The organism is Pseudomonas sp. CF161, from assembly GCF_000416215.1.
Lineage (GTDB): Bacteria > Pseudomonadota > Gammaproteobacteria > Pseudomonadales > Pseudomonadaceae > Aquipseudomonas.
This window is the reverse complement of sequence record NZ_ATLP01000106.1, coordinates 22,902-47,945: the sequence shown is the minus strand read 5'-3', so window position 1 is coordinate 47,945 and position 25,044 is coordinate 22,902. Positions and strand designations below refer to the sequence as shown.

Sequence of the window (25,044 nt, the reverse complement as noted above, 5' to 3'; positions counted from 1 at the left end):
CCAAAGGAGTGCTCATGATGAAGCCGCAGACTCTTTGCTGCATCGCCCTGCTGATGCTGCCCGTAGCCGCCCAGGCCATTGAGCCGGGGCCGGCCTCGGCCCAGCAACAGGAAACCGAAGGCTGGCTGCTGCTGCAGAATCGCAACAAGGTCGCCTCACAGATCCCGCAGACCGCCACCCCCACCGAACGCGAGTTGGCACTGCAGCGCTGGCTGAAAAAATACAGCTACGAGATTCCGGACTTCTACGATCCGGATGCAGGCGGCAAGGTGTCGACCAAATAAGCGGCAGGCAACGGTCAGGTATCCACTGCCCAGCCTGGGCAGTGGCCCGGCCTAGTGGGCGGTCACCCCGCGCTGGCGCAACCCCGAATTGCTCGGTGACAGCGCCAGGGCCAATTGGGTGCGGTTATGCATATGGGTCAGGCGCAGCACCTGGGACACATACAGCTTCACCGTGTTTTCAGTGATGCCCAGCTCACAGGCAATCTGATAGTTGGTCTGGCCCTTGCCCACCAGCCGCGCTACATCCAGCTGGCGCGGTGACAGTTGGTGGAAAATGGCCGGCATCTCGATGGCCTCGGCATCGCTGAGCGCCTCCGAGTCCTCGCCGCGAACGGTTTGCGGGGCGCGGCGCACCTTGTCGAGGTCCTGGTAGAGGTCGTCGATGGATTCGGAAAGAAATTGCAGCTTCTGGTTCAAGTGCCCCAGGTGCAGGTTTTTTTGCCGTTCCTGCAGGGCCACTTCCTGGCGTTGCAGGCCTTCGAGCAATTCGTCCAGATTGATTGGCTTCTGGTAGTAGTCGGCGATCCCGGCGCGCAGGGCCTTGATCACGTCCTGCTTCTCGGCGCGGCCGGTCAGCATGATGGCCTCGAACACCCGCTGTTTGCCGGCGATGCGTTGCAGCTCCTGCACCAGCTGGATGCCATCCAGGTCCGGCATATGCAAATCGCAGAGCACCAGGGAGATTTCGGCATCTTCGCTGAAACGCTCGATGGCCTCGCGGCTTGATTCACAGGGGACACTTCGGTAACCACTGCTGTCGAGAAACTCGCAGAGTTCTTCGACGATCAACGGTTGGTCGTCGACGACGAGCACCTTCATCTGCAATCTAGGCTTGTTCACATGTAACTCCATGCCTGGTCAGCCAGAGCCTGACCGCTCCTGTTCCGCCCGCAATAAGGGCGATACGCAAATTAAACCTAGACCTACTTTCCGACTATGTACATAGCGCTAGAGGGCACGGCGACTAGTGGATCCAAAGGACAGTCAAGACCATTCCCACCAGTACGAAAGGCGCGAAGGCGTATTTTTTTGACTGTTTTGGATCAAGATATTGCAGGCGCAACCTAAGTTTCTGACTTATATGGGGCCAGACTTTTGGCGCGAGCAGCACCCAGAGCAGGCTGCTGACTCCGGCACCGATAAAGGTGCCCAAAAGATACAGATGATCGGTCGCCAACCCCAACGCCGCCAGCAGCTTCACATCCCCCGCGCCCATGCGCGACATGGCGTAACCGGGCAAGGTGAACGCCAGGGCCAGCAGCAACGCCCAGCCGCCCTGCGCGGCATTGGCCCCCAGCCAGGTGCTGCCGGTCCACAGCAGGTAAACCAGGGCCAACGCCGCCGCCCCCAGGGTCAGGCTGTTGGCGATATGGCGTTGGTGGATGTCCTGCGCCGCGCATAGCGCCAGCCAGATAAACAGTACGAAATACGGCATCCGGTAAAAAACGTCCCTTTTGGTGGAATGGTCCTATGCTCATTATCAGGCAGCCATAGTCAGGGTAGACGCAGCCATGAAACCGAGCCTCCCCCGCAAGCAAAAAGGCGCCGTGGCGATTGAGTTCGCGGCGGTGTTCGTGATCTTTTTTGCCGTGTTTTATGGCCTGGTCAGCTACAGCCTGCCGCTGCTGATGATGCAGTCATTCAATGAGGCCACTGCCGAAGCCGTACGGCGCGCGGTGGCGGTCGACCCCAATACCGCCAACTACGGCACCACGGTGCAGAACCTCGCCAACTCGGTGATCGCCACCCAGCTGGCGTGGATTCCATCGGCCTTCAACTTCGCCGCCACCGATTACAGCTCGGTGTACAGCGGCGGCGTGCTGACCGTGAGCGTGAACTACCCCACCAGCAAACTGAACCAGGTGGTGCCGTTTCTGGTGCTGCCCGGGATAGGCACCGTTCCCAGCCTGCCAACCACCCTGACCGCCTCCTCGAGCCTGCAGTTTTGAGTTCAGGAGACACCCTGTTCGACCGCATCCTCGGTCGCCAGGCGGCCCCTGCCCCTCTCGTTGTCCCTCAGGCTATCGGCTTGCAGCTGCAACTCGATGCCCTGGGCCGGGTGCTGCATATGGCCGGCCCGTTGCGCCATGCCCTGGGGCAACAGGCGCCCAGCGAGCAGCCGCCGCTACTGAGCGAACTTCTATTGCCCCACAGCCGCACCAGCGTCGAAGGCATCCCGGCCGACTGGACCGGGCAGACCCTGGACCTGGACTTTGCGCGCCTGGGGGGCCAGGCCCTGCATTTGCGTGGCTGGGTCCAACCCTTGGCCGAAGGCTGGATCCTGCAATTGCTGGATATCGGCGACTTGCTTGAAGAGCGTGAGCAGGCGCGAGCCCGCGAGCACTGCCAGCAGTTGGCGGCGCAGATCAGCGAACAGTTGCGCCTGTGCAGCATGGCGCGCCTGCCCGAGGTGCTGAACGAGCAACTGCAGAGCCTGGCCCAGCGCTGGCGCGTTCCCTGTATAGCCCTGGCCCTGCTCGACGAGCAGGATCAGCGTTGGCAGATCCACGGTTATTACGCCGCCCATGACGCCCCCGAGCTCTGGCACGTCGGCCAGGTACTGGGCACCAGCCTCGACAGTTTGAGCGGCAACGCCCCGTTGCACCTGAGCCCGATCCATGGCCTCAGCGAGCACCCACGGCTGCTCAGCGCCTTCGGCCATCACGAGGGTTTCCTGGTGCCCTACCGCGACGACCACGGCCTGGCCGCCTGGCTGCTGTGTGCGCCGTATCCGGTGCAGCATCTGGCACCGCAGTTGAGTGATCGCGACTGGCTGATGCTGGCTGCGGCCCTGGCCGGCCCCTTGCTCGGGCGCCTGCGGGAACAACGCCACCATCAGCATCTGGAGCGCCTCGAAGCCTTGCAAGATCTGCTCGGCACCGGCTGGTGGGAGCTGTACCCACGCAGCGCCGAAGTGCAGTTGGCGCCGCAACTGACGGCCAGCCTGCAACTGGACACCGACACCACGCGCCTGCCCCTGGAAGACTGGTTGCAACAGGTGCACCCGGCCGATCGCCAGGAGCTGGGCAGCCGCTTGCGCGACCTCGAACAGGGCAAGCCGCTGGTGCTGTGCGTGCGCCTGCTGCGCCCGGATCCGAGCCTGCCGGCGATCTGGTATCGAGTCCAGGGCCAGGCCCTGGGGGTGGGTGAAACCCCGCGCCTGGTGGGGTTCATGCTCGACATCAGCGACATCAAGAACCAGGAGCAGCAGGCCGCTGCCGCCTGTGCCCGCTTGAACAACCTGATCGCCAGTTCGCCGGCGGTGATTTATGTACAGCGCTATGTCGAAGGCGCCCTGCAACCCAGCTTTTTCAGCGACAGCCTGCAGCCGCTGCTGGGCTGGACCCTGGCTGACTGCCAGAACGATTCGCTGCCGGAGCGCCTGCACCCGGATGATCGCGAGCTGTATTTCCAGCGCACCCGACACCTGCTGCGTGAAGGCACGGTGCGCAGCCGCTATCGCCTGCGCGACAGCCAGGGCCATTACCACTGGCTGCTGGACGAAGCCAAATTACTGCGCGACGACCTGGGCCTGCCGACCGAAGCGGTCGGGCTGTGGCTGGACGTCACCGAGGCGACCCAGAGCGCCGAGCAGGTCAGGCAGAGCGAGGAGCGTTACCGAATTTTGGTGGAAGATTCGCCAGCGATGATCTGCCGCTACCAGCCCGACCTGACCCTGACCTTCGGCAACCGGCCCCTGGCGGCGTACCTGGAGTGCGCGCCCGCCGAACTGCCCGGCAGCAACCTCGGACAGTGGCTGTCGGACGAGCAACGGGAGGCCTTTGTGCAGCGTATCGGCCGGCTCAGCCCCGACGTACCGGTGAGCACCGCGGAAATCAGCCTGCAACTGCCGGGTCGCGAACATGCCTGGTGGGTCTGGTCGGACCGGGGCGTGTTCGATGCCCAGGGCCGGCTACTGGAGGTCCAGGCCGTGGGCCGCGACAACACCGAAGTGCGCCGCTCCCAACTGCAACTGATGCAGAGCGCGAAGATGGCCACCCTCGGCGAAATGGCCACCGGCCTCGCCCACGAGATCAACCAGCCGCTGAACGTGATGAGCATGGCCATCGTCAATGTGCTCAAGCGCCTGGGTAACGGTGATGTGCAGGTCGACTACCTGCAGGACAAGCTCAAGCGCATCGACGCCCAGGTCCAGCGGGCCGCGCGGGTGGTGGACCATATGCGGGTGTTCGGCCGGCGCTCGGAAATCGAACAGCAGCCCTTCAACCCGGCGCAGGCGGTGGAGGGCACGCTGTCGTTGCTGGCTGAAGCCATGCGCGGCAAAGGGGTGGAACTGCGCATCAGCGACTTCGGTTTCGAGGTACAGGTCCAGGGTTATGCCGATCAACTGGAGCAGGTGCTGATCAACCTGATGGTCAACGCCCGGGATGCGTTGCTGGGCAAGCGCGAGAAACAGCCGGACTTCCAGCCCTGGATCGCCCTGCATGCCGAGCGTGATACACACAAGGTACGACTGTGGGTCGAGGACAACGGCGGCGGTATCGACCCACGCCTGCTGGAGCGGATCTTCGAACCGTTTTTCACCACCAAGCCGGTGGGCGTGGGCACGGGGCTCGGGCTGTCGGTGAGCTACGGCATCGTGGAAAACATGGACGGCTACCTGAGCGTCGAAAACGGCGCTGAAGGCGCGCGGTTCTGCATCGAACTGCCGATTATCCAGGCCGATCAGATCACCAGGTAAGCCTTGCCGGTCTGGCCACAGGTCAGGTTGGCGCCGACGTCGACCCCCAGCAGGCTGATTCCCAGGGATGACAACAGGTTGTTGAGCAAGGGATCGAGCACGGGGCTGATCACAGCGCTGATCAATGGCATCAGCAGGTTGGTGACACCACTGACCAGCCCGCCCACACCCGCGACTATCGAGCCCAGGGGGTTGGCACCCACCGGCTGGTAGGTCACCAGGTTGATTCCGGCCAGGGTGCTGGCCAGGCTGCCGACGATATTGCTGCTGGGGGCTGCGGTCTGGTAGCTCGGCGCCAGCTTGACGTTGGCCGGTATCGGGAACGGCGTACCGCTGGAATACACCAGGTCCTGGCTGGTCTTCACCACCGGGCTGTCGACCATAAGCCCAATCCCACCGGCGGCAAACGCCGTGCGTGCCGGGCCACAACTGCCGATGCCAAGGATCTTGTGGCAAGTCCAGACTCCCAGGTCGATCACTGGCAATGGCGTTACCGTGGGCTCGGCCGATGAGGAGAAGGCATTGGTCGGGTCGATCTTGCCGACCTTCAGATCAGCCAGCGAGGTGGTGGTATGCGCGGTCAGGCTCTTGGTTCCGACCGCCCCCGTCGGGCAGCTGTAATCAGTGACGTAGGTCACGCCGCCACCGGCATCCAGGGCGATGCTCAGTTGCGGCGATGGCAATAGCCTGGGGTCGATCTGATCGCAGCCCGCGCCCAGCAGGCAGCCCAGGGAATCGATGGTCGCCGCCAGGTTCAGGCTCAACAGGCTGTTGAGGGTCGGGGTCAGGTTGCCCACCAGCCCCAACAGGGCATTTGCAATCCCGGTGACCCCGGCCAACCCCGTGAGGTTGGCCGTGATCAGGGTGCGTACCTGGGCAGTGCGCACATAGATCCGGTTGGCCCCCAGGGGGTTGGCCTTGGCCAGTTTCGGATCGCCGAGGGCGGACAATTGCGGCGGCTCGATCACCTTGACCTGCACCGTGATGTTGGCCAACCCCAGCACGTTGACCGGCAAGGTCGCCGCCACCGCGCTTTTGCTGTTGGATAACTGCACCATCGCCTGCACCAGCTGGAACAATTGCAGACTGGCATCCAGCGCGGTCGTGGGCAGGCCGGTCTGCAGGTTGAGCAGATCACCGAGCTTGACCGGCGTGGCATTGGCCGCCGCCAGTTGCAGGTTGCCCAGGGCGGTCATCACATCGGCCGTCGCGCCATTGGCCTGAACCACCGTGGCCGCCGCCTGGATCAACTGGGTGACGGTCACCGTGGTGTTGAGCAACTGGGTGTAGTTGCCGGCGGCCACATTGAGGTTGATCGCCAGTTGATTGAGGTAACTGAGCAAGTTGATGTTGGTGTTGAGCAAGCCGGTCCAGCCCGCCGCCGTGACACTCACACTGCCGCCCAACAGCCCACCGACGATTGGATTGAGCAGATTCGACCTGGTGCTGTCGATCGTCGCCAGCGTGCTGCGAATGGTCAACTGGGCCACGGACGGCGTGGGCACGGCCGCCACAGCAGTGGCGGTGAGCCGGGTATTGAAGCTGGCCGGGCCGCCGGAAAACAGTGCGCCGATGCCGGCGGCGACGCTGGTGGAGACCGCGTCGCTGGCAATCACCCGGACCGCCGAGGACTGAGTGGCATCCACCGCGTAGGTACGCAGGTTGTTGGCACCGGTCACCAGCGAGCCACAGGTGGTCACCAGGGTGGTATCGGCGTCGACGACAAAGCCGTTGCGTACCGCGCTTTGCCCGGCGTAGGCGGCAGCCGTCAGCCCGGACAGGCAGTTGCCGCCACGGCTCACGGCTTCCAGCGCGGCGTTGTCGGCGACCCGTTGCAGCTTGCGCTGCTCCATGTACAGCCGACCGCTGTCGATCACCAGCAACATGAACAGCAGCGCCAGACCCAAGGTCACCGCCGCTATCAGGCCGATGGCGCCACGTTGGTGGCCCGGCCCGGAAAACTGCACACACCGATACACGGAGCACTCCTTTACCGGCGCTATGCCGGGTGCCATCTCCCTGGATGCTCAGCAGTGTAGTCAAGCCCGTGACAGCGCGCAGGCAAGGGGCCGACGCAGGCGACTGGCGGCGCCTGCGGGCGGGTGGGAAGGCTTAGCGGGGCGGGTAGTTGCTCAGGATGCGGGCCACGGTGGTACGCACTGCGGCGCTGCGGTCAGCCGGATTCGGCGTGCTGCTGAGCATCTGCTCATCGCTGCCGCGCCATACCAGCTTGCCGTCCTTGCCATCGAGCAGGTCGATCTGGATGGTCGCCACCTTGTAGGTGATATTGCGCGTCTCGTTGTACATCGGCCCGCCCCAGTAGCCATTCCAGGGGCCACCCCAGCCACCGCCGTAGTTGGTGGTGACTTGCTGCTGGCGGTCTTCGACGATCAGGTAGGCCTGCACATTCAGGTCAGCCCGGGTGCCCGCCGCGGCCGGACGCAGGCCACGCTGGTCCAGTTGGTCGGCCACCGCCTGGCGGATGCGCTGCTCGGTGAGGTCACTCTTGATTCGTGGGTCATCGGGCCGGTACTGCAGGCCGGGTTCTTTCCAGCTCCAGTTGCGGTAGGCGCCAAAGTCGCGACTGGCGTCGAAGTCATGGTTGATCTGGTTGGCGGCGCAGGCACTGAGCAGCACGGCAACGACCAGTAAAGCGAGACGACGGAACATGATTTTTCTCCGGTTCAAGACAGGGACCTGAACAGTTGCCACTAGCTGGGAGGATACGCCTGCATGGCCTTTTCCACAGCCTCGCGCAACGCATCGGCGCGTTCGCTCAAGCTGCCGCGGCTACTGGTCTCGGCGCTGGCACTCCACACCGGCTGCCCGGTGCCGCCGTCGAACAGGTTGACCCGCACCACGACCACTTCCACCTCGTAGGTGCGCACCACCGGCACGCTGCCGTACATCCCGTAACCATTGCCGTAGCGGTTATAACCGCCATAGCCGCCATAACCGTAGTCGTCCTGCACCTGGCGCAGGCGCTTCTCCAGATGCAGGTCGGCGCTCACCCATAGGTCGGCCGGCCGGTTGTCATGCACCGGGCGCAAGCCGCGCTGATCCAGGGCATTGCTCACCGCTTCGGCGACCTGGGCCGAGTCGGCCCAGGCCGAACCGCTGGGCAGGCGCCCGTTGAGCCAGGCCCAATTGCGGTAGCGTCCGTAGTCACGCTGCGGCGCCGGGTAGGCGCTGCGGTCGAAGGTGGTGGCCGCTTGCGGCGGCGCCGGCGGTATCGGCGTGGAGCTGGCAACGTAAGGGTTGCTGCCCTGGCAGGCGGCAAGCCCGGTGCACAACAGGATCAGAGCAAGACGGCGGTTCATTTTGCGCTCCGTTAGACCGGACGACACATCCAGTGCAGATAACGCCCAAGCCCGGCAAAGCCTGGGTGACGACGGTGAGCCAGTTCCATTTCCAGTAAATCCACCAGCTCGGCACGGGCCTGGAACTCCACCGGCATGTAGTCGTGGAACACCCGCACCCCGCTCTGGGTTTCGACCGTCCACAGGCCCTCAAGTTGCGCCGCCAGTTCCCGCGGATCAAGGGGCTGCTGCGGGGTCAGGCTCTGCTTCTCGCCGGCCATGTCGTTGCTGCGCATCTTGCGGAAGTGGCCCTTGAGCAGGTTGCGGTAAATCAACGCATCGCGGTTATAGAAGGCCAGCGACAACCAGCCATCGCGGGCCGTCAGTTGATGCAGCACCGGCAGGATCGCGTGGGGCTCGGCCAGCCATTCGAGCACGGCATGGCACAGCACAAGGTCATAGGGTTCGGTGAGCTGGCCCAGCAGTTCCTGCCACGGCGCCTGGATAAAGGTCGCCACCTGCCCGGCATCGGCGAAACGCTGGCGCGCCCCTTCAAGCATCGGTGCCGCGGGTTCGGCCAGTGTCACCTGATGCCCGCGCTCGGCCAGCCACAGCGACATATGCCCCAGCCCGGCGCCGATATCCAGCACCCGCAACGGGCGATCCGGCAGCACCTCGGCAAGGTCCGCCTGCAACACCGCCAGGCGAATCGCGCCCTTGGCGCCGCCGTAGATTTTTTCGGCGAAACGGGTCGCCAACTGATCGAAATGACGGTCGCTCATCAGCTGAACCGCCGTTCGCTGTCCGCCAGCTTGCTGCGCACCACTTGTTCCATGTCCAACCCCAGCTCGCTGCACAGCAGCAATAGATACAGCACGATGTCGCCGACTTCCTGGCCGGCATGGGTCAGCTTGTCGGCAGGCAGTTGGCGGGACTGGTCTTCGCTCAGCCATTGGAAGATTTCCACCAGCTCGGCCATCTCCACGCTGGCGGCCATGGCCAGGTTTTTCGGGCTGTGAAATGGCCGCCAGTCATTGCGGTCGCGAATGGCGTGCAGGCGTTGGGTCAGTTCGTCTAGGTTCATCGGGGTCTCCTGAAGGCGTATAGCTTCCGGGGGATGGCCATGGGACGCAAGCACCGCGCACTATCGCCGGGCCGGCACCTGCTACAGAATGCCCGGCAGCTGTCGCGCTCTAGCGGTTCTATGCTTGAAGGGAACTCGGCAGCCGATCCAACGGCCCAAGGCACAGACCCGGCAAGCACGCCGCTCACTGATCAGGACACCCCCATGCAGGTAGAAAGCTTTTTCGAATGGCTCGGCCAGGCGCTGGGCTCAGTCATCCGTTTTATCGTCGATGGCCTCAGCGGCTTGTTCAACGCCCTGACCCACGCCGGCGGCAACTTCGTCGACGGGCTGTCGCGGACCCTGGGCATGGACACCTCGATCATCAGCATCGCCGCGCTGATCATCGGCCTGATGCTGCTGTACTCGGCGGTGCGGGCCTTTATGCGGGCCTCGATCATCATGGGCATCATCTGGCTGATGCTCGGCCTGTGGCTGTTGAGCTGGGTCGTCCACTGAGCCACGGCCTGAGCCGCGCCCACCGGTAAATGCCCTCCGACCGCCGCGACGAGGTGCGCTGCGGCTACAATGCCCGCTCTCGCAAGGAGCCTGCATGCCCCCCCTGATTAACGACTGGCGCCACCGCCCGACCCACCGGCGGGTCTGGGCGCTGGCTGCGCCGATGATTCTCTCGAATATCTCCGTGCCCCTGGTGGCCCTGGTCGACAGCACCGTGATCGGCCACCTGCCCCACGCCCACCAGCTGGGCGCGGTGGCGGTCGGCGCCAGCCTCTATACCTTCCTCGCCTGGGCCATGGGCTTTTTGCGCATGGGGGCCACCGGCTTTGCCGCCCAGGCCGCCGGGCGTGGCGACGGCGCCGCGCTGCGGCAGATTCTGCTGCAAGGCCTGTTGCTGGCCATGGGGCTGGCGCTGCTTTTGGGGATGATCGGTGTTCCCCTGAGCGGCATGGCCTTGCAGTTGATGCAGCCCTCGGCGGAACTCGACCAGATGACCCGCGCCTTTTTCCACACCCGGCTCCTTGGGTTGCCGGCGGCCCTGGCCAGTTTCGCCCTGGTCGGCTGGTTCCTCGGGACACAGAATGCCCGGGCGCCGCTGGCGATTCTGCTGAGCACCAACCTGGTGAACATCGCCCTCAATCTGTGGTTCGTGCTGGGCCTGGATTGGGGCGTGGTCGGCTCGGCGCGGGCTTCGGTGATCGCCGAGTGGACCGGTGCCCTGATCGGCCTGGCCATGACCCGCCCGGCCCTGCGCGCCTACCCGGGGCAGATTGCCTGGCAGGCGCTGCGCCGCTGGCACAGCTGGCGCCCACTGCTGGCGGTCAATCGCGATATCTTCATTCGCAGCCTGGCCCTGCAATCGGTGTTTTTCCTGATCACGGTCCAGGGTGCGCGCCTGGGGGATGCCACGGTGGCGGCCAATGCCCTGCTGCTTAACGGGCTGCTGCTCACCGCCCATGCCCTGGATGGCCTGGCCCACGCGGTCGAGGCCCTGTGCGGCCACGCCATCGGCGCCCATGATCGACGCGCCCTGCGCCGCTCACTGGTGGTCGCCTGCGGCTGGTCGCTGCTGGCCAGCCTGGGGTTTGCCGCGCTGTTCCTGCTGGCCGGCCATCTGTTTGTCGAGATGCAGACCAACATCCCCGAGGTGCGCCAGACCGCCTTTATCTACCTGCCCTACCTCGCCGCCCTGCCGCTGATCGCGGTCTGGAGCTACCTGCTCGACGGCCTGTTCATCGGTGCCACCCGCGCCCGCGAGATGCGCAACGGCATGCTGCTCAGCGTGCTGATGCTGCTGCCCTTCGCCTGGGCTCTGAGCGGTTTCGGCAACCACGGCCTGTGGCTGACCTTTTTGCTGTTCATGGCCCTGCGCAGCCTGACCCTGGCGGCCTTTGCCTGGCACCTGGAGAAAACCGACGGCTGGTTCGCCAAGGCTCACTGAGCAGGCGTGGCGCCGACGAACTCGGTCACCCGGTCGAGCACCGGCGCCAGGCCGCGCAAGGGTCGCGACAGCGCCGCCACCAAGGTCCCGTGATTGGTTCTGGAGAAGTAGAACTCCTGCACCGGCACCCCTGCCCGGCGCAACGTATTGGCCAGGCCGCCGGTGTTGCGTTGCGGGTTGACCAGGGCGTCCTGGTTGGACGCCATCAACAGCGCAGGCGGCGCCCCGCGGCTGACATGGTTGATGGGCTGCGAGTCGGGCGGCGAATCCGGGTAGAAGAACACCGGGCGCACGTCCTGGTTGGCGATCGGCAAAAAGTCATAGGGGCCCGCGAGGCCGATCCAGCCCTTGATCAGCGCCGGGCTCAGGCCCTGCGCCGCCAACAAGCTCGGGTCCAGGGCCAGCATCGCCGCGTTATAGGCACCGGAACTGTGACCCATCAGATACAGGCGCGTCGGGTCGGCGCCGTAATCGGCGATATGCCGGTAGGTCCAGGCCACCGCTTGTGCCCCGTCCTGCAAAAACGCCGGGTAACGCACTTGCGGGTACAGCCGATAGTCGGCCAGCACCACCACCATGCCCCGTGAGGCCAGGGCCTCGCCGACAAAACCGTAGTCTTCGCGCGAGCCGCTGTTCCAGCTGCCACCGTAGAAAAACACCACCACTGGGGCATTCGGCGCCGCTGATCTGGGCTGATAGATATCGAGCTTCTGCCGCGGATCGCTGCCATAGGCAATCCCGCTGACTTTGCTGAACGAACTGCCGGGGGTCAGGGCATTGAGCACCTTGAGCGGCGAGCACCCGCTCAGTATCGCCATCAGCACCCCACTGACCGCCAGCAGCCACACCCGCATGCGTTTGTTCGACATCGCGCTCCCCCAGGTTCGGTGGTTCGGGCGCCAGGCCCTATGCAGCAGGCTAGCTGGCGTTCAGGGATGCACAGGCAAAAAAAATCGCGGTCTGCGCCGGCACCTACAAGGTAGGAGCCGGCAAAGACCGCGATCGTTCAGCCGTGTAAGGGCTTTATCAGCTCGACAGGTACGACGAGCGGGTCAGGCCCAGACGCAGGGCGTCGAGGAACTGGGTGCGCTCCGAGGCACTGATCTTGGCGCTGGCGCATTTGTCCCGGTAGTGGGTCATCAGCTCTTCGGGCGACAAGTGCACGTAGCGCAGCATGTCTTCGATGGTGTCGTGGGTTTCGATCCCCGCGCTGTACACCGAGCCGTCGGCCTTCTGATAGATATTCACCGAGTCGGTGTCGCCGAACAGGTTGTGCATGTCGCCAAGAATTTCCTGGTAGGCGCCCACCAGGAAGATCCCCAGCAGGTAGTCCTCGCCTTCTTTCAGGGCGTGCACTGGCAGGCTGGTCTCGATGCTCTGCTCGTCGACGTACTGCTTGATCTTGCCGTCGGAGTCGCAGGTCAGGTCTTGCAATACGGCGCGGCGCAGCGGCTCTTCGTCGAGGCGGTGCAGCGGCAGGATCGGCAGCACCTGGCCGATGGCCCAGGTGTCGGGCAGGCTCTGGAACACCGAGAAGTTGCAGATGTACTTGTCGGCCAGCTTGTCGTTGAGCTCGTCCAGCACCTGGCGGTGGGAACGCTGGCGGGCTTTCAGCGAGTTGTGCAGGCGACGGCACACGGCGAAATAGCACTGCTCGGCCAGGGCTTTTTCCGCCAGGGTCAGCTTGCCGTCGGCGTACTGCGCCGCCACGTCACTCATGTAGTGGGTCGCGCGCCAGTAGGTCTCGGTGACCATCTCGATATCGGTCGGGCCCAGCAGGTCCACCAGCCATTGCACGGTTTCCGGCAGGCTTTCCTTGTTTTCGATCAGCGGAACGTCGTCGTTGTGTTTCTCGACGTCGGTCACCTGCACCACCAGCATGGCGTGGTGCGCGGTCAGCGAGCGGCCGCTTTCGGAGAAGATGTTCGGGTGCGGCAGGTTCTGCGCATCGCAGAATTCCTTGAGCATGCCCACCACCACGCCGGCGTAGTCGTCCATGTCGTAGTTGATCGAGCTGGCGTTGCGCGAGTGGGTGCCGTCGTAGTCCACGCCCAGGCCGCCGCCGACGTCGATGTGGTCCACCGGCAGGCCGAGGTTGCGCAACTCGCCGTAGTAGCGGATCGCTTCCTTGAAGCCGTGCTGGTAGTCCGCCAGGTTGGCGATCTGCGAACCCATGTGGAAGTGCAGCAGGCGAATGCCCTGGTCCAGGCCGGCCGCGCGGAAGCGCTCGACCACCGACAGCAACTGCGCCGCCGACAAACCGAACTTGGACTTCTCGCCACCGGTGTCGGCCCATTTGCTCGACGCCAGGGACGACAGGCGCACCCGCAGGCCGACCTGGGGCTTGACCTTGAGGTTGGCGGCTTCTTCGATCACCAGGCCGACTTCGGACTCTTTCTCGATCACGATAAATACGTTGTGGCCCAGCTTCTGGCCCATCAGCGCGAGGCGGATGAACTCACGGTCCTTGTAACCGTTGCAGACGATGGTGCCGCCCTTCGGCGCCAGGGCCAGGACCGCCAGCAGCTCGGGCTTGGAGCCGGCTTCCAGGCCGATCGAGACGTCCTGGGTGGCGATGATGTTTTCGATCACCGCTTCCTGCTGGTTGACCTTGATCGGGTACAGCGCCGTGTATTTGCTCTGGTATTCCAGGCGCTCGATGTTCGAGTCGAAGGCACCGGTCAGCTGGCGCACGCGGTCCTGCAGGATATCCGGGAAGCGCACCAGCAGCGGCAAGGACAGGCCGCTTTTGCGCAGCTCGTCGACTTGCTCGTAGAGGTCGATGGGCGAGCTGTTCGGGCCGTTCGGACGAACTTCGACGCGACCGGCGTCATTGATCGCGAAATACCCGGCCCCCCAATGGCGAATCCCATAAACACTGCGGCTGTCCGCAACTGTCCATTGGCTGCCATCGTCTTTGCGTGTGCGTCGTACGGACATCGAAGTCCCCTATAAAGAAGTCATAGAGCGCCAACCCTATCGAAGGCTGGCGCAGTCTAAAGAATGAAAATGACGATTAGCCTGCAACGAGGGGGTAGACCTCAGTTGCCGTGCCGAGTTTAGAAACCGGTCATGAACAGGCTCTGTGAAAACCATGGAGACGACGCACGAGCCGCAATGAACAGGCTGCATCAAGTCGAGGGGGTGGTTTTCACAGAGGCTGCTAGCCGCCGGACTTCTTCGCTTTGAAACCGTGTTTGATCAGCTCGGCCAAGAGTAGCTCGACATGATCACCCTGGATCTCGATCACGCCGTCTTTCAACGCGCCACCGGTGCCGCAACGCTTTTTCAAGCTCGTTGCCAGATCCTTGAGCGCGTCTTCGGCCAGGGGCACGCCGGTGATGGTGGTCACCGTCTTGCCGCCACGGCCCTTGCTTTCGCGACGCACGCGAGCAATGCCGTCGCCGGCCGGGATAGCGGTTTGTTTGCAGATGCAGGCTGCCACCGGCTGGCTACAGTCCGGGCAATGTCGACCTGCGTCGGTGGAAAATACCAGGCCACCAAGGGCGGCGAAGGATGCGGCTTTTTTGGCCACCGGCAATCCTCTTGGGAGGACAAAGACTGGTCGAAGCACAAGGCCGTGCCATCGACCGCGAAGCCCCACTCAGGCAGGGGCAGCGCTACTGGACCGGGGCGCCGATAAAAGCACCGCCGGTTCAGCTTGAAAAGTCGCGCAGTGTAACGGCAAAAAGCCCCGTTGCTAAGAGCCAATCAGCGTCAATTTATGCAACTTTAACGACGTCGGGCCAGATAGCGTTGCAGGGCCGCCAGGGAGTCCGGGCAATAGGGCTTTTCCTGGATTTCCTGCAGCACCACATCGATCGGCAGAAACCGCGCCTCCAGCACCTCTTCGGGCTGCAGGCGCAAGGGGCCGTCCCACACCGCGGAGAACGCCGAGCACCACAGACGGTTGCCGGTGTCCTCGAAGTAAAAGTGGTCATGGGCGGTCAGCTCGACGCCGCCCACCCCCAGCTCTTCTTCCAGTTCACGGGCCGCCGACTCGGCGTAGGTTTCAGTGGCGAGCACCATGCCCCCTGCCGCCACGTCCCAGTAACCGGGGTAGATGGCCTTGCTCAGGGTACGGCGGTGCACGCACAGCTCACCGGCAGAGTTGAACAGCAGGATATAGGTGCCGCGGCCGATCAGCCCGCGCTCGCGCAACTGCGAGCGGACCATGGCCCCGAGCAATTGGTCTTCACCGTCGACCCAGGCGATATGTTCGGCATCCGAGGCCGCACGGTGCGCGGCCTCGTCGTGGGAGGCGGACATGAATCAGCCCTGGTTCAGCAGTTGACGCAGGTCGATGACTGCGGCGTTGGCGCGGGAAATATAGTTGGCCATGACCAGCGAGTGGTTGGCCAATACCCCGAAGCCGCTGCCGTTGAGGATCATCGGGCTCCATACGGGCTCCTGGGAAGCCTCCAGTTCACGAATGATCTGACGCACGCTGACGGTGGCGTTCTTCTTCGCCAGCACGTCGGCGAAATCGACCTCAATGGCGCGCAACAGGTGCGACAGCGCCCAGGCCTGGCCACGCGCTTCGTAGAACACGTTGTCGATCTGCATCCACGGGGTCTCGACCACTTCTTCATCGACCTGCGGCACCTGGCCCACGGCCGGCGCTTCGGTTTTCAGCGACGTATTGAGCTTGACCCGGCCCACGCTGGCCGAAAGACGCTGGGACAGCGAACCCAGGCGGGTGCCGACGTCGCCCAGCCAGTTGTTGAGGTTGTCGGCGCGGGCATAGAACAGCGCGCCCTTCTGGTTCGGATCGGACAACCGAGCCTGGTAGCGGCTCAGGGAATTGATGCCATCCTGATATTCCGATTCGCTGGACGGCAGCACCCAGCTCTTGTTGTCGAAGTTGAAGCGCGGCTCGGCCTTGGCCAGGTCGGCATCTTCAGCGGACTGCGACTGCGAACGGGCGAAATCCTTGCGCAGGGCGCGGGTCAGGTCGCGGACCTGGACCAGCACGCCGTATTCCCAGCTCGGCATGTTGTCCATCCACAGGCCCGGCGGAAAACGGTCGTTGGAAATATAGCCACCCGGTTTGTCCAGCAGAGTCCCGGCCACGGTCTTCAGGGTTTCCACCGTGGTGTAGCCGATGACCATCTGCTTGCCTTCTTTCTCGGCGGCGATCTGGGCGTTCTGTTGCACCGGAAACAGAGCCGGCTCCTGGCTCCAATACCAGCCCAGGGCAATGGTCACCAGCAGGTAGAGCCCCACCAGAGTGGCCAGGGCGCGGCTGAACAGCAGGCCACCGAAATAGCTGCGTGTCGCCGACTTGGGTTCGGCAGCACGATCCGGCGCGCTGCCTGCGCGATTCTTCCAGTCCAGCATGGCTATATCCTTTCAATCACTTGAGTTCATCGGTTCGACCACAACCCTACTCCATCGTGCCGGGCACCGAGCGGATTAATCGCCCGTAACCCTGAGCACCGCCGCAGATCGACGCGCCACTATAAATGAAGCACAGCCCACAGCCTATGCGACCAATCGGTCGCAAAATGAATCAGGCCGCTTTGCAGATTATTGACGTACGACACTCATAGGATTGAAAAGAGGTGCTAGCATAGAGCCACCAGTCGACCTCAGCATGCAGCCTAACTAGTAGTCAGGATATGACCGAGCCAGAAGACCCCAGCCGTGAGCGCCTCAAGCACCACTTTGCCCAGCGGGTAATTCATCAGGCACGTCAGATTCTTGAGATATGGCAACGCCTGCAACGCAGCGAATGGTCCACCGCCGACATGTCCGAACTCAGTGAGGCCAACCTGCGCCTGCTGCGTTTCGCCGAACGTTTCGAACAACCCGAACACAGCCAGTTGGCCCGCAGCATCAGCGATTCGCTGAGCGCCGTGGATGCCAATCGCGGACGCCTGAGCAGTGGCCTGATCACTGACCTCAACCGCCTGATGCAGCGCCTGTCGCGCACCGGCCTGCGCCACGGCGACCAACTGGAACAAACCTTCCTGCCGCCCCTGCGCAAGCCGATCTACGTGATGCTGCAAGACCACGATCGCGCCGAGCGCCTGGCCAAACAGCTGGAGTTCTTCGGCCTCAGTGCCCAGTCCCTGGACAGCGTCGATGGGTTTCGCGCTTCCATGGTCGAGCGCCTGCCGGCAGCGATCGTCATCGACGTCGACTTCAGCGGCACCGGCCAAGGCCTGAAACTGGCCGCCGAAGCCCAGGAAGGCCTGGCACACAAACTGCCGCTGCTGTTTTTCAGCCTCCACGAAACCGACACCCCGACCCGCCTCGCGGCGGTGCGCGCCGGCGGCCAGGAGTTCCTCACCGGAACCCTGGAAGCCTCGAGCCTGCTGGAGAAAATCGAAGTCCTGACCTGCGTCGCCCAGTACGAGCCGTACAAGGTGCTGATCATCGACGACTCGCGGGCCCAGGCCATGCACACCGAGCGCCTGCTCAACAGCGCCGGGATTGTCACCCGCACCCTGATCGAACCGATCCAGGCCATGGCCGAGTTGGCGGATTTCCAGCCGGACCTGATCATCCTCGACATGTACATGCCGGCCTGCACCGGCACCGAGCTGGCCAAGGTGATCCGCCATAACGACCGCTATGTCAGCGTGCCGATCATCTACCTGTCGGCCGAAGACGACCTGGACAAGCAGCTCGACGCCATGAGCGAAGGCGGCGATGACTTCCTGACCAAGCCGATCAAGCCGCGCCACCTGATCACCACCGTGCGCAACCGCGCGGCACGGGCGCGCAACCTCAAGGCGCGGATGGTCCGCGACAGCCTGACCGGGCTCTACAACCACACCCATATCCTGCAATTGCTCGAAGACTGCAGCTTCCGCGCCCGCCGCGAAAGCAAGCCGCTGAGCTTTGCCATGCTCGACATCGACCACTTCAAGCGGGTCAACGACAGCCACGGCCACCCCATGGGCGACCGGGTGATCAAGAGCCTGGCGCTGTTTCTCAAGCAACGCCTGCGCAAGACCGACTTTATCGGCCGTTACGGCGGTGAAGAATTCGCCATCGTCATGCCCGACACCGACGTCGAATCGGCCTGCAAGGTGCTGGACGAAATCCGCCAGCGCTTCGCCGAAATCCACTACCCCGCGCAGCCCCAGGACCTGTGGTGCACCTTCAGCGCCGGGGTCGTCGAACTGCGTGAAGATTCCGACAGCCTGATGATGGCCAGCCAGGCCGACGAAGCGCTGTACCGCGCCAAGAACAGCGGCCGCAACCGGGTCCAGGCAGCGCGCCATCAAAGTGCTATCTTTTCTGCCGAATCGGCCGATTCGGTCATAACCCTGTAACACAAACGCAATAAATTCAGGCGCTTACCATTCAAGTCGTTGGTAGAGCCCCGATGCGCCTGAAGCTGCTGACCAATCTCAATACCCTGTTACTCGTTGCCGTGTGCCTGGCCCTGGGCGCGACCCTGTGGTGGTCGCAGCGTGCCCTGGAGCGCCCCTATCTGCTGATGGAGCATTACCTGGGCCTGTCCCAGCAGTTCCAGAGCGACGTGGCGCGCAATATCGAGGACTACCTGGCCAGCGGCGACGCCCTGCGCCTGAGCAGCGCCAGCCAAGCCATCGAAACCCTGCAGAACGAGCTCGGCCAATTGCCCCCGGAGCTGGCGCAAAGCCTGCGCCCGAGCCTGGCCAGCCTCGACCAGTTCAGCAAAAGCGACCTGCTGGCCGCCGGCAAGCTGGCCGGCGACCCGCAAGCCCTGCTGCTGCAGGCCGAACGCGAACTGGGGGCCAACCTTGAACAGCTCAGCCAATACGCCAGCAGCACCGACAGCGCCAACGCCCGTGCCTATCTGCCGCTGCTGCTGAGTGCGGCGCAGCACCTGGGCAAGCTGTCCCTGGCCCGGGACAAACTGGTGAGCAGCGGGCGCAGCGAGCTGGCCGCCGATGTCGAGCGCGAGGTGAACAACATCCGCAGCCAGGCCGAGCGCCTGGAGGCCCTGCCGTTGCTCGGGGTGACCAGCAGCAGTGAATCCAACACCGACGACTTCGCCGCCCTGATGGGCCTGGACAACAGCGAGAAAGCCGTCGCCGAAGACACCGGCGTCGGCCTCAAGCGGGAACTCAACAGCCTGCTCACCCGCTACCCGGCCGAGCTGAACCGCACCCGCGAACAGATCCAGAAACGCGCCGACCTCAGCGCCGCCACCCACCTGAAAATCGCCAGCGTGCAACAGGCCATCGCCGGGCTGGAGCCGGCAGTGCGCGCCCAGCACGGGCAGATCCAGGGCGAAGTGCGGCTGATGCAAGGCCTGATGATCGGCCTGATCCTGTTGATCGCGCTGGTGATCGACACCCTGCAACGCAAGTTGGCGCGGGTCTTGACCAACCTGGCCCCGGCGCTGTCGACCTGGGCCGAGGGCGACTTCAGCCAGGGCATCCACCTGGGCAAGACCAACCGCGAGTTGCATGCGATCGAGGAGTCGTTGAATCGCCTGCGGGCCTATCTGGTGGACTTGGTGGGCACCATTCGCCAGAACGCCGAGCAGGTCGCCGGCAGCAGCCGGGCCTTGGCCGACTTGAGCAGCGGCTTGCACAGCGGTGCGCAACGCCAGGCCGGTGATACCGCGCAGATCCGCGACGCCCTGGGCGAACTGGAGGCCACCATTCAGCAGGTTGCTGGCGACGCCAGCCAGGCTGCCGACGCCAGCCGCAGCGCCGGGCTCGCCGTGGAGCACGGGCAGAAAGTGATTGGCCTGAGCCTGACCGGGCTCCACGCACTGGTGGATGAAGTGCAAGGCAACGCACAGATGATCGAGCACCTGGCTGAAGAGTCGGCAACCATCGGCGGCGTGCTGACGGTGATCCGCTCGATCGCCGACCAGACCAACCTGCTGGCCCTTAACGCCGCCATCGAAGCGGCTCGGGCCGGGGAAATGGGCCGCGGTTTTGCCGTGGTCGCCGAGGAAGTGCGCTCCCTGGCGCAACGTACCGCCGGCGCCACCGCCGAGATCCAGACCCTGATCGCCGGCCTGCAGACCGCCGCCCGGCAATCGGTGGAAGGCATGCGCGCCCAGGTCGAACACGCCGAAGCCACGGCCAATCAGGCCCAGGCCGCCGATGGCGCGCTGGACAAGATCGTTGGCGCGATCCAGACCATCTCCGATACCGCCGTGCGCATCGCCGACGTCACGGCCCAGCAAAGCGGCGCCGTCAGCGAGATCCGCGATCACAGCGAGCGCATCCACCAACTGGGCGGCGACAACCTGCTGCGCATCGGCGAAGGCCGCGAACAAGGCGCCACCCTGCTGACCCTGGGCGGCCAGTTGCACACCGCCGTGCAGGCCTTTCGCGTGTGACCGTGGCCGCCGTGGTGTGTCAGGTGCAGGTCCGGTGTTTTTTGCGCCCGCGCCGCCTGGCGGCAGCGGCTACCGGCACGCCACAGCGGCCATGAAGGCCGGCGTCCGTTATAATGCGCACACTTTCGATTCGCGAGATCGCCATGCGCCGCCTGCTCTGCCTGATGCTGTTAATGCTCGCCCTGCCGGCAACCGCCGCCGGGCTTCTGGATTCACGTCCCAGCTCGACCCTGGGCGCGGTCAATAACAGCGCCGACTTCCTGCCGGTGCGCCAAGCCTTCCAGTTGAGCCTGGTGCAGAGCACGCCCGAGTCGATCACGCTGCGTTTCGTCGCCACCGAAGGTTATTACCTGTACCGCCACCGCTTTCAGTTCCGCAGCGAGCCGGCGGATATCGGCCTCGGCGCGGCACAGTTGCCCGCAGGCGAGCAGAAACACGACGAGTACTTCGGCGATGTTGAGGTCTATCACGGCATTCTCGACGTCAAGCTGCCACGCACGGCCAACGACTCACGGGCCTTTACCCTGGCTGTCACCTACCAGGGCTGCGCCGACAAGGGCCTGTGTTATCCACCGGAAACCGAACGCCTGCAGATCGACCCGACGGACAGCCCTGCCACACACTGGAGCTGGCGCGAACTGGCGGTGTTCCTGCTCGCCGGCATCGGGTTGACCTTCACTCCGTGCGTCCTGCCGATGCTGCCGATTCTGTCCGGGGTGGTGTTACGCGGCCAGGTCGGGGGTTGGCGCGGTTTTACCCTGTCCGTGGCCTACGTGCTGCCGATGGCCGCCTGTTTTGCCCTGCTCGGCGCCCTGATGGGGATGTTCGGTGCACAACTGAACCTGCAGGCGCGCCTGCAATCGGCCTGGGTGCTGGGGCCTTTCGCGCTGTTCTTTGCACTGTTCGCCCTGGCGATGTTCGATGTGTTCGAACTCAAGCTGCCGCGCTTTATCAGCAACCGCCTGGAACACATTGCCGGGCGCACCCAAGGCGGGTCGCTGTGGGGCGCCGCGGTTCTGGGAGTGGTTTCCAGCCTGCTGGTATCGCCTTGCGTCTCCGCGCCACTGGCCGGCGCCCTGCTGTATATAAGCGCCAGCGGCGATGCCCTGGGCGGGGCCTTGAAACTGTTCGCCCTGGGCCTGGGCATGGGCCTGCCGCTGGTGCTGGTGGCCACGGGCGGCGCGGCCTGGCTGCCGAAAAGCGGCTCATGGCTGATCTACGTGAAAAACGCGATTGGCGTGCTCCTGCTGGGCCTGGCCATCGGCCTGCTGAGCCGGGTATTGCCGGGGCAGATCACCTTGCTGCTGGTGGGCGCGCTGGCGGCGGGTGTCGGGCTGTTCCTCGGCGCGCTGGAGTTTATCTACAAGGCGCCACGCCAGCGCCTGGCGCAATTGCTGGGGCTGTTCCTGCTGTTTTATGCCCTGGCCTGCTGGTATGGCGCGCTCAGCGGTCAAACCGACCCGCTGCGCCCTATTCCCGGCGGCACGCCTGCGGTGGCGGCCCAGGCGTCGAACGGCGCCTGGCACACCATCGATACGCCGGCCGCGCTGGAGCAGGTACTGGCCGAGGCCAAAGCGGCGCGCCAGCCGCTGCTGCTCGACTGGTACGCCGACTGGTGCATCAGTTGCAAGGTCATCGAGCACCAGGTGCTGAACGACAGCCAGGTGGTCGAGCGGCTCAAGGGCTATCGCCTGATCCGTTTCGACATGACCGCCAGCAATGCCGAGCAACGCGCCCTGCTCGATCGCTACCAATTGTTCGGGCCACCGGCCTTACTGTTTTTTGGCAAAGATGGCGCCGAACGTGCAGAAGTCAGGGTGATTGGTGAAATCAACGCGGCGGACTTCGCCGAACGTGTCGCCAAAGCGAATGACCGGATTTAAACACTCAGTCACATATTTTGCGCAAACATCGGTCATCGTGCTGGCTATTGCAGAGAACTGGACAGTCATAAACCCTTTGCGGCATAGTCGCGCAGTTCTGGGCACTGCTCACTCTAATAACGGCGCGATAACAAGGAACAGCAGATGGCGACCCTACTGGTTCTGCACGGACCCAACCTGAACCTGCTCGGCACCCGTGAACCGGGCGTCTACGGTGCAGTGACCCTGGCCCAGATCAATCAAGACCTGGAACAGCGGGCCCGTGATGCCGGGCACCATTTGCTCTACCTGCAAAGCAACGCCGAGTATGAGTTGATCGACCGGATCCATGCCGCCCGTGGCGAAGGCGTGGACTTCATTTTGATCAATCCAGCAGCTTTTACGCACACAAGCGTCGCATTACGTGACGCGCTGCTGGCGGTGAGCATCCCATTCATCGAAGTGCATTTGTCCAACGTGCACAAACGCGAACCATTCCGCCATCACTCCTACTTCTCCGACGTTGCGGTGGGAGTGATCTGCGGCCTTGGCGCCAGCGGTTACCGACTGGCCCTGGAGGCCGCACTAGAGCAGCTTGAACAACAAGCTAAACGCCCCTGACCGACCCTTGGGAGTTGATGATTCATGGATATCCGTAAAGTTAAGAAACTGATCGAACTGCTGGAAGAGTCCGGCATCGACGAGCTGGAGATCAAGGAAGGCGAAGAGTCCGTACGCATCAGCCGCCACAGCAAGACTCCAGCCCAGCAATACTACGCACCGGCTCCAATGGCCGCTCCGGTTGCCGCTCCAGCAGCTGCTCCGGCCGCTGCCGCCGCGCCAGCCGCACCTGCAGCCCCAGCGCTGAACGGCACCGTTGCCCGTTCGCCAATGGTTGGCACTTTCTATCGCAAGTCTTCGCCGTCCTCGCCGTCCTTCGTTGAAGTTGGCCAGAGTGTGAAGAAAGGCGACACCCTGTGCATCGTTGAAGCCATGAAGATGATGAACCACATCGAAGCTGAAACCAGCGGTGTGATCGAGTCCATCCTCGTCGAAGACGGCCAGCCGGTTGAGTACGACCAACCGCTGTTCACCATCGTTTGAGCCGCGGAGTGCCTTTGATGCCGACCCCTGCGAAGTTGGAAAAAGTCCTGATTGCCAACCGCGGTGAAATTGCACTGCGGATCCTGCGCGCTTGCAAGGAAATGGGAATCAAGACCGTCGCCGTTTACTCCAAGGCGGACAAAGAGCTGATGCACCTGGGCCTGGCAGACGAATCCGTCTGCATCGGTCCGGCGCAAGCTGCCCAGTCTTACCTGCACATCCCGGCCATCATCGCGGCAGCAGAAGTCACCGGCGCCACGGCGATTCACCCAGGCTACGGTTTCCTCGCGGAAAACGCCGACTTCGCCGAACAGGTGGAAAACTCCGGCTTCGCCTTCATCGGCCCGAAAGCTGAAACCATCCGCCTGATGGGCGACAAGGTTTCGGCCAAGCACGCCATGATCGCTGCCGGCGTACCGACCGTTCCAGGCTCCGACGGCCCACTGCCCGAAGACGAAGAAACCGCGTTGCGCATCGGCCGTGAAGTCGGCTACCCGGTGATCATCAAGGCCGCTGGCGGCGGTGGTGGTCGCGGTATGCGCGTGGTGCACAAAGAAGAAGACCTGATCTCCTCGGCCAAGCTGACCCGCTCCGAAGCGGGCGCAGCGTTCGGCAACCCGATGGTCTATCTGGAAAAATTCCTGACCAACCCACGTCACGTGGAAGTCCAGGTGCTTTCCGATGGCCAGGGCCACGCCATCCACCTGGGCGACCGCGATTGCTCGCTGCAACGTCGTCACCAGAAGGTTCTCGAAGAAGCACCGGCACCGGGCATCGACGAGAAAGCGCGTCAGGAAGTCTTCGCTCGCTGCGTCAAGGCGTGCATCGACATCGGCTACCGTGGAGCCGGCACGTTCGAGTTCCTCTACGAGAACGGCAGCTTCTACTTCATCGAGATGAACACTCGTGTCCAGGTAGAGCACCCGGTATCGGAAATGGTCACCGGCATCGACATCGTCAAGGAGATGCTCAGCATCGCCGCCGGCAACAAACTGTCGTTCACCCAGGATGACGTGGTCATCCGCGGTCACGCGCTGGAATGCCGGATCAACGCCGAAGACCCGAAAACCTTTATGCCAAGCCCAGGCACGGTCAAGCATTTCCATGCTCCGGGCGGCAATGGCGTACGTGTCGATTCGCACCTGTACAGCGGTTATGCGGTTCCACCGAACTACGATTCGTTGATCGGCAAGCTGATCACTTACGGGGCGACCCGTGACGAAGCCATGGCGCGCATGCGCAATGCGCTGGACGAAATCGTCGTCGACGGGATCAAGACCAACATCCCGCTGCACCGCGACCTGACCCGTGACGAAGGCTTCTGCAAAGGGGGAGTGAACATTCACTACCTGGAGCACAAGCTGGCCGAGCAACACTGATCGGCACACGCCACACCGACAAGGCCGCTTTCGAGCGGCTTTGTTGTTTCTGAAACACCTGCATGCCCTCCCCCCACCCTGACGAAGGGG

General features: G+C 63.8%; 23 protein-coding genes. 11 read left to right on the top strand and 12 right to left on the bottom strand.

Translation table 11 applies throughout. The annotated features are described in order from the left end of the window. The first annotated feature begins 17 nt into the window (after positions 1-17). Positions 18-284: a DUF3613 domain-containing protein gene (locus CF161_RS23785; RefSeq protein WP_020299174.1), complete on the top strand. Its 267-nt coding sequence runs from the start codon at positions 18-20 to the stop codon at positions 282-284. Positions 285-335: 51 nt separating this feature from the next. Here CF161_RS23785 and CF161_RS23780 read toward each other — a convergent pair whose 3' ends face one another. Together CF161_RS23780 and CF161_RS23775 are read right to left on the bottom strand one after the other, a co-directional pair. Continuing rightward, on the bottom strand, positions 336-1,136 hold the full coding sequence (locus CF161_RS23780; protein WP_371106540.1) for a response regulator: 801 nt from the start codon (positions 1,134-1,136) through the stop codon (positions 336-338). A 112-nt stretch (positions 1,137-1,248) separates the two neighbouring features. Next, positions 1,249-1,719 (bottom strand): prepilin peptidase, encoded by a 471-nt coding sequence (locus CF161_RS23775; protein ID WP_020299172.1) that lies wholly within the window; start codon positions 1,717-1,719, stop codon positions 1,249-1,251. A 76-nt stretch (positions 1,720-1,795) separates the two neighbouring features. On the opposite strand from CF161_RS23775, the gene CF161_RS23770 reads away from it, so the two are divergent. Beyond that, complete coding sequence (locus CF161_RS23770; RefSeq protein ID WP_020299171.1) at positions 1,796-2,233, top strand: TadE/TadG family type IV pilus assembly protein; 438 nt, start codon at positions 1,796-1,798, stop codon at positions 2,231-2,233. After that, positions 2,230-4,986, top strand: a complete 2,757-nt coding sequence (locus CF161_RS23765) for an ATP-binding protein (protein ID WP_043230247.1) — start codon at positions 2,230-2,232, stop codon at positions 4,984-4,986. The genes CF161_RS23770 and CF161_RS23765 overlap by 4 nt, the downstream gene beginning before the upstream one ends. Here the strand turns inward: CF161_RS23765 and CF161_RS23760 are convergent. From CF161_RS23760 to CF161_RS23740, 5 genes are all read right to left on the bottom strand, one after another. Continuing rightward, positions 4,971-7,001, bottom strand: a complete 2,031-nt coding sequence (locus tag CF161_RS23760; protein WP_052027227.1) for a pilus assembly protein TadG-related protein — start codon at positions 6,999-7,001, stop codon at positions 4,971-4,973. The genes CF161_RS23765 and CF161_RS23760 overlap by 16 nt on opposite strands. Before the next feature lie 97 nt (positions 7,002-7,098). After that, positions 7,099-7,656: a DUF4136 domain-containing protein gene (locus CF161_RS23755; RefSeq protein WP_020299168.1), complete on the bottom strand. Its 558-nt coding sequence runs from the start codon at positions 7,654-7,656 to the stop codon at positions 7,099-7,101. A gap of 41 nt (positions 7,657-7,697) precedes the next feature. Beyond that, the gene (locus CF161_RS23750; protein WP_020299167.1) at positions 7,698-8,306 is read right to left on the bottom strand and encodes a DUF4136 domain-containing protein; all 609 of its coding nucleotides are present in this window, start codon (positions 8,304-8,306) and stop codon (positions 7,698-7,700) included. An 11-nt stretch (positions 8,307-8,317) separates the two neighbouring features. Further along, entirely contained in the window at positions 8,318-9,067 is a 750-nt protein-coding gene (locus CF161_RS23745) for a methyltransferase domain-containing protein (protein ID WP_020299166.1), read from the bottom strand. Beyond that, positions 9,067-9,369: a MazG-like family protein gene (locus CF161_RS23740; protein ID WP_020299165.1), complete on the bottom strand. Its 303-nt coding sequence runs from the start codon at positions 9,367-9,369 to the stop codon at positions 9,067-9,069. The genes CF161_RS23745 and CF161_RS23740 overlap by 1 nt, the downstream gene beginning before the upstream one ends. Positions 9,370-9,573: 204 nt before the next feature. Between CF161_RS23740 and CF161_RS23735 the strand changes: the two genes are divergently transcribed. Together CF161_RS23735 and CF161_RS23730 are read left to right on the top strand one after the other, a co-directional pair. Beyond that, positions 9,574-9,867 (top strand): hypothetical protein, encoded by a 294-nt coding sequence (locus CF161_RS23735; protein WP_020299164.1) that lies wholly within the window; start codon positions 9,574-9,576, stop codon positions 9,865-9,867. Between the two features lie 94 nt (positions 9,868-9,961). Further along, positions 9,962-11,308, top strand: a complete 1,347-nt coding sequence (locus tag CF161_RS23730) for an MATE family efflux transporter (protein WP_020299163.1) — start codon at positions 9,962-9,964, stop codon at positions 11,306-11,308. Here CF161_RS23730 and CF161_RS23725 read toward each other — a convergent pair. From CF161_RS23725 to CF161_RS23705, 5 genes are all read right to left on the bottom strand, one after another. Then, complete coding sequence (locus CF161_RS23725; RefSeq protein ID WP_020299162.1) at positions 11,302-12,177, bottom strand: alpha/beta hydrolase; 876 nt, start codon at positions 12,175-12,177, stop codon at positions 11,302-11,304. The genes CF161_RS23730 and CF161_RS23725 overlap by 7 nt on opposite strands. A gap of 157 nt (positions 12,178-12,334) precedes the next feature. Beyond that, the gene (gene speA / locus CF161_RS23720) at positions 12,335-14,248 is read right to left on the bottom strand and encodes an arginine decarboxylase (protein WP_020299161.1); all 1,914 of its coding nucleotides are present in this window, start codon (positions 14,246-14,248) and stop codon (positions 12,335-12,337) included. A 223-nt stretch (positions 14,249-14,471) separates the two neighbouring features. Continuing rightward, positions 14,472-14,843: a translation initiation factor Sui1 gene (locus CF161_RS23715; RefSeq protein ID WP_020299160.1), complete on the bottom strand. Its 372-nt coding sequence runs from the start codon at positions 14,841-14,843 to the stop codon at positions 14,472-14,474. Positions 14,844-15,040: 197 nt separating this feature from the next. Further along, positions 15,041-15,577: an NUDIX hydrolase gene (locus tag CF161_RS23710; protein ID WP_020299159.1), complete on the bottom strand. Its 537-nt coding sequence runs from the start codon at positions 15,575-15,577 to the stop codon at positions 15,041-15,043. A gap of 3 nt (positions 15,578-15,580) precedes the next feature. After that, positions 15,581-16,648: a DUF2333 family protein gene (locus CF161_RS23705; RefSeq protein WP_020299158.1), complete on the bottom strand. Its 1,068-nt coding sequence runs from the start codon at positions 16,646-16,648 to the stop codon at positions 15,581-15,583. 281 nt (positions 16,649-16,929) lie between these two features. On the opposite strand from CF161_RS23705, the gene CF161_RS23700 reads away from it, so the two are divergent. From CF161_RS23700 to accC, 6 genes are all read left to right on the top strand, one after another. Beyond that, positions 16,930-18,594: a PleD family two-component system response regulator gene (locus tag CF161_RS23700; protein ID WP_020299157.1), complete on the top strand. Its 1,665-nt coding sequence runs from the start codon at positions 16,930-16,932 to the stop codon at positions 18,592-18,594. A 53-nt stretch (positions 18,595-18,647) separates the two neighbouring features. Beyond that, a complete protein-coding gene (locus tag CF161_RS23695) occupies positions 18,648-20,609 on the top strand; it encodes a methyl-accepting chemotaxis protein (RefSeq protein WP_020299156.1) in 1,962 nt (653 codons plus the stop codon). Between the two features lie 143 nt (positions 20,610-20,752). Beyond that, entirely contained in the window at positions 20,753-22,492 is a 1,740-nt protein-coding gene (locus tag CF161_RS23690) for a protein-disulfide reductase DsbD (protein WP_043230254.1), read from the top strand. Between the two features lie 144 nt (positions 22,493-22,636). After that, complete coding sequence (gene aroQ / locus CF161_RS23685; RefSeq protein WP_020299154.1) at positions 22,637-23,092, top strand: type II 3-dehydroquinate dehydratase; 456 nt, start codon at positions 22,637-22,639, stop codon at positions 23,090-23,092. A 24-nt stretch (positions 23,093-23,116) separates the two neighbouring features. Then, positions 23,117-23,575, top strand: coding sequence for an acetyl-CoA carboxylase biotin carboxyl carrier protein (gene accB / locus CF161_RS23680; protein ID WP_020299153.1), 459 nt, complete (start codon positions 23,117-23,119; stop codon positions 23,573-23,575). Between the two features lie 17 nt (positions 23,576-23,592). Then, entirely contained in the window at positions 23,593-24,954 is a 1,362-nt protein-coding gene (accC, locus tag CF161_RS23675; protein ID WP_020299152.1) for an acetyl-CoA carboxylase biotin carboxylase subunit, read from the top strand. The last annotated feature ends 90 nt before the right edge of the window (positions 24,955-25,044 follow it).

What these genes read in the sequence shown, in the direction of transcription:
- CF161_RS23785 (WP_020299174.1), top strand. Translation starts at nt 18, where the DNA reads ATGAAGCCGCAGACTCTTTGCTGCATCGCCCTGCTGATGCTGCCCGTA.
- CF161_RS23780 (WP_371106540.1), bottom strand. Translation starts at nt 1,136, where the DNA reads ATGGAGTTACATGTGAACAAGCCTAGATTGCAGATGAAGGTGCTCGTC.
- CF161_RS23775 (WP_020299172.1), bottom strand. Translation starts at nt 1,719, where the DNA reads ATGCCGTATTTCGTACTGTTTATCTGGCTGGCGCTATGCGCGGCGCAG.
- CF161_RS23770 (WP_020299171.1), top strand. Translation starts at nt 1,796, where the DNA reads ATGAAACCGAGCCTCCCCCGCAAGCAAAAAGGCGCCGTGGCGATTGAG.
- CF161_RS23760 (WP_052027227.1), bottom strand. Translation starts at nt 7,001, where the DNA reads ATGGCACCCGGCATAGCGCCGGTAAAGGAGTGCTCCGTGTATCGGTGT.
- CF161_RS23755 (WP_020299168.1), bottom strand. Translation starts at nt 7,656, where the DNA reads ATGTTCCGTCGTCTCGCTTTACTGGTCGTTGCCGTGCTGCTCAGTGCC.
- CF161_RS23750 (WP_020299167.1), bottom strand. Translation starts at nt 8,306, where the DNA reads ATGAACCGCCGTCTTGCTCTGATCCTGTTGTGCACCGGGCTTGCCGCC.
- CF161_RS23745 (WP_020299166.1), bottom strand. Translation starts at nt 9,067, where the DNA reads ATGAGCGACCGTCATTTCGATCAGTTGGCGACCCGTTTCGCCGAAAAA.
- CF161_RS23740 (WP_020299165.1), bottom strand. Translation starts at nt 9,369, where the DNA reads ATGAACCTAGACGAACTGACCCAACGCCTGCACGCCATTCGCGACCGC.
- CF161_RS23735 (WP_020299164.1), top strand. Translation starts at nt 9,574, where the DNA reads ATGCAGGTAGAAAGCTTTTTCGAATGGCTCGGCCAGGCGCTGGGCTCA.
- CF161_RS23730 (WP_020299163.1), top strand. Translation starts at nt 9,962, where the DNA reads ATGCCCCCCCTGATTAACGACTGGCGCCACCGCCCGACCCACCGGCGG.
- CF161_RS23725 (WP_020299162.1), bottom strand. Translation starts at nt 12,177, where the DNA reads ATGTCGAACAAACGCATGCGGGTGTGGCTGCTGGCGGTCAGTGGGGTG.
- speA (WP_020299161.1), bottom strand. Translation starts at nt 14,248, where the DNA reads ATGTCCGTACGACGCACACGCAAAGACGATGGCAGCCAATGGACAGTT.
- CF161_RS23710 (WP_020299159.1), bottom strand. Translation starts at nt 15,577, where the DNA reads ATGTCCGCCTCCCACGACGAGGCCGCGCACCGTGCGGCCTCGGATGCC.
- CF161_RS23705 (WP_020299158.1), bottom strand. Translation starts at nt 16,648, where the DNA reads ATGCTGGACTGGAAGAATCGCGCAGGCAGCGCGCCGGATCGTGCTGCC.
- CF161_RS23700 (WP_020299157.1), top strand. Translation starts at nt 16,930, where the DNA reads ATGACCGAGCCAGAAGACCCCAGCCGTGAGCGCCTCAAGCACCACTTT.
- CF161_RS23695 (WP_020299156.1), top strand. Translation starts at nt 18,648, where the DNA reads ATGCGCCTGAAGCTGCTGACCAATCTCAATACCCTGTTACTCGTTGCC.
- CF161_RS23690 (WP_043230254.1), top strand. Translation starts at nt 20,753, where the DNA reads ATGCGCCGCCTGCTCTGCCTGATGCTGTTAATGCTCGCCCTGCCGGCA.
- aroQ (WP_020299154.1), top strand. Translation starts at nt 22,637, where the DNA reads ATGGCGACCCTACTGGTTCTGCACGGACCCAACCTGAACCTGCTCGGC.
- accB (WP_020299153.1), top strand. Translation starts at nt 23,117, where the DNA reads ATGGATATCCGTAAAGTTAAGAAACTGATCGAACTGCTGGAAGAGTCC.
- accC (WP_020299152.1), top strand. Translation starts at nt 23,593, where the DNA reads ATGCCGACCCCTGCGAAGTTGGAAAAAGTCCTGATTGCCAACCGCGGT.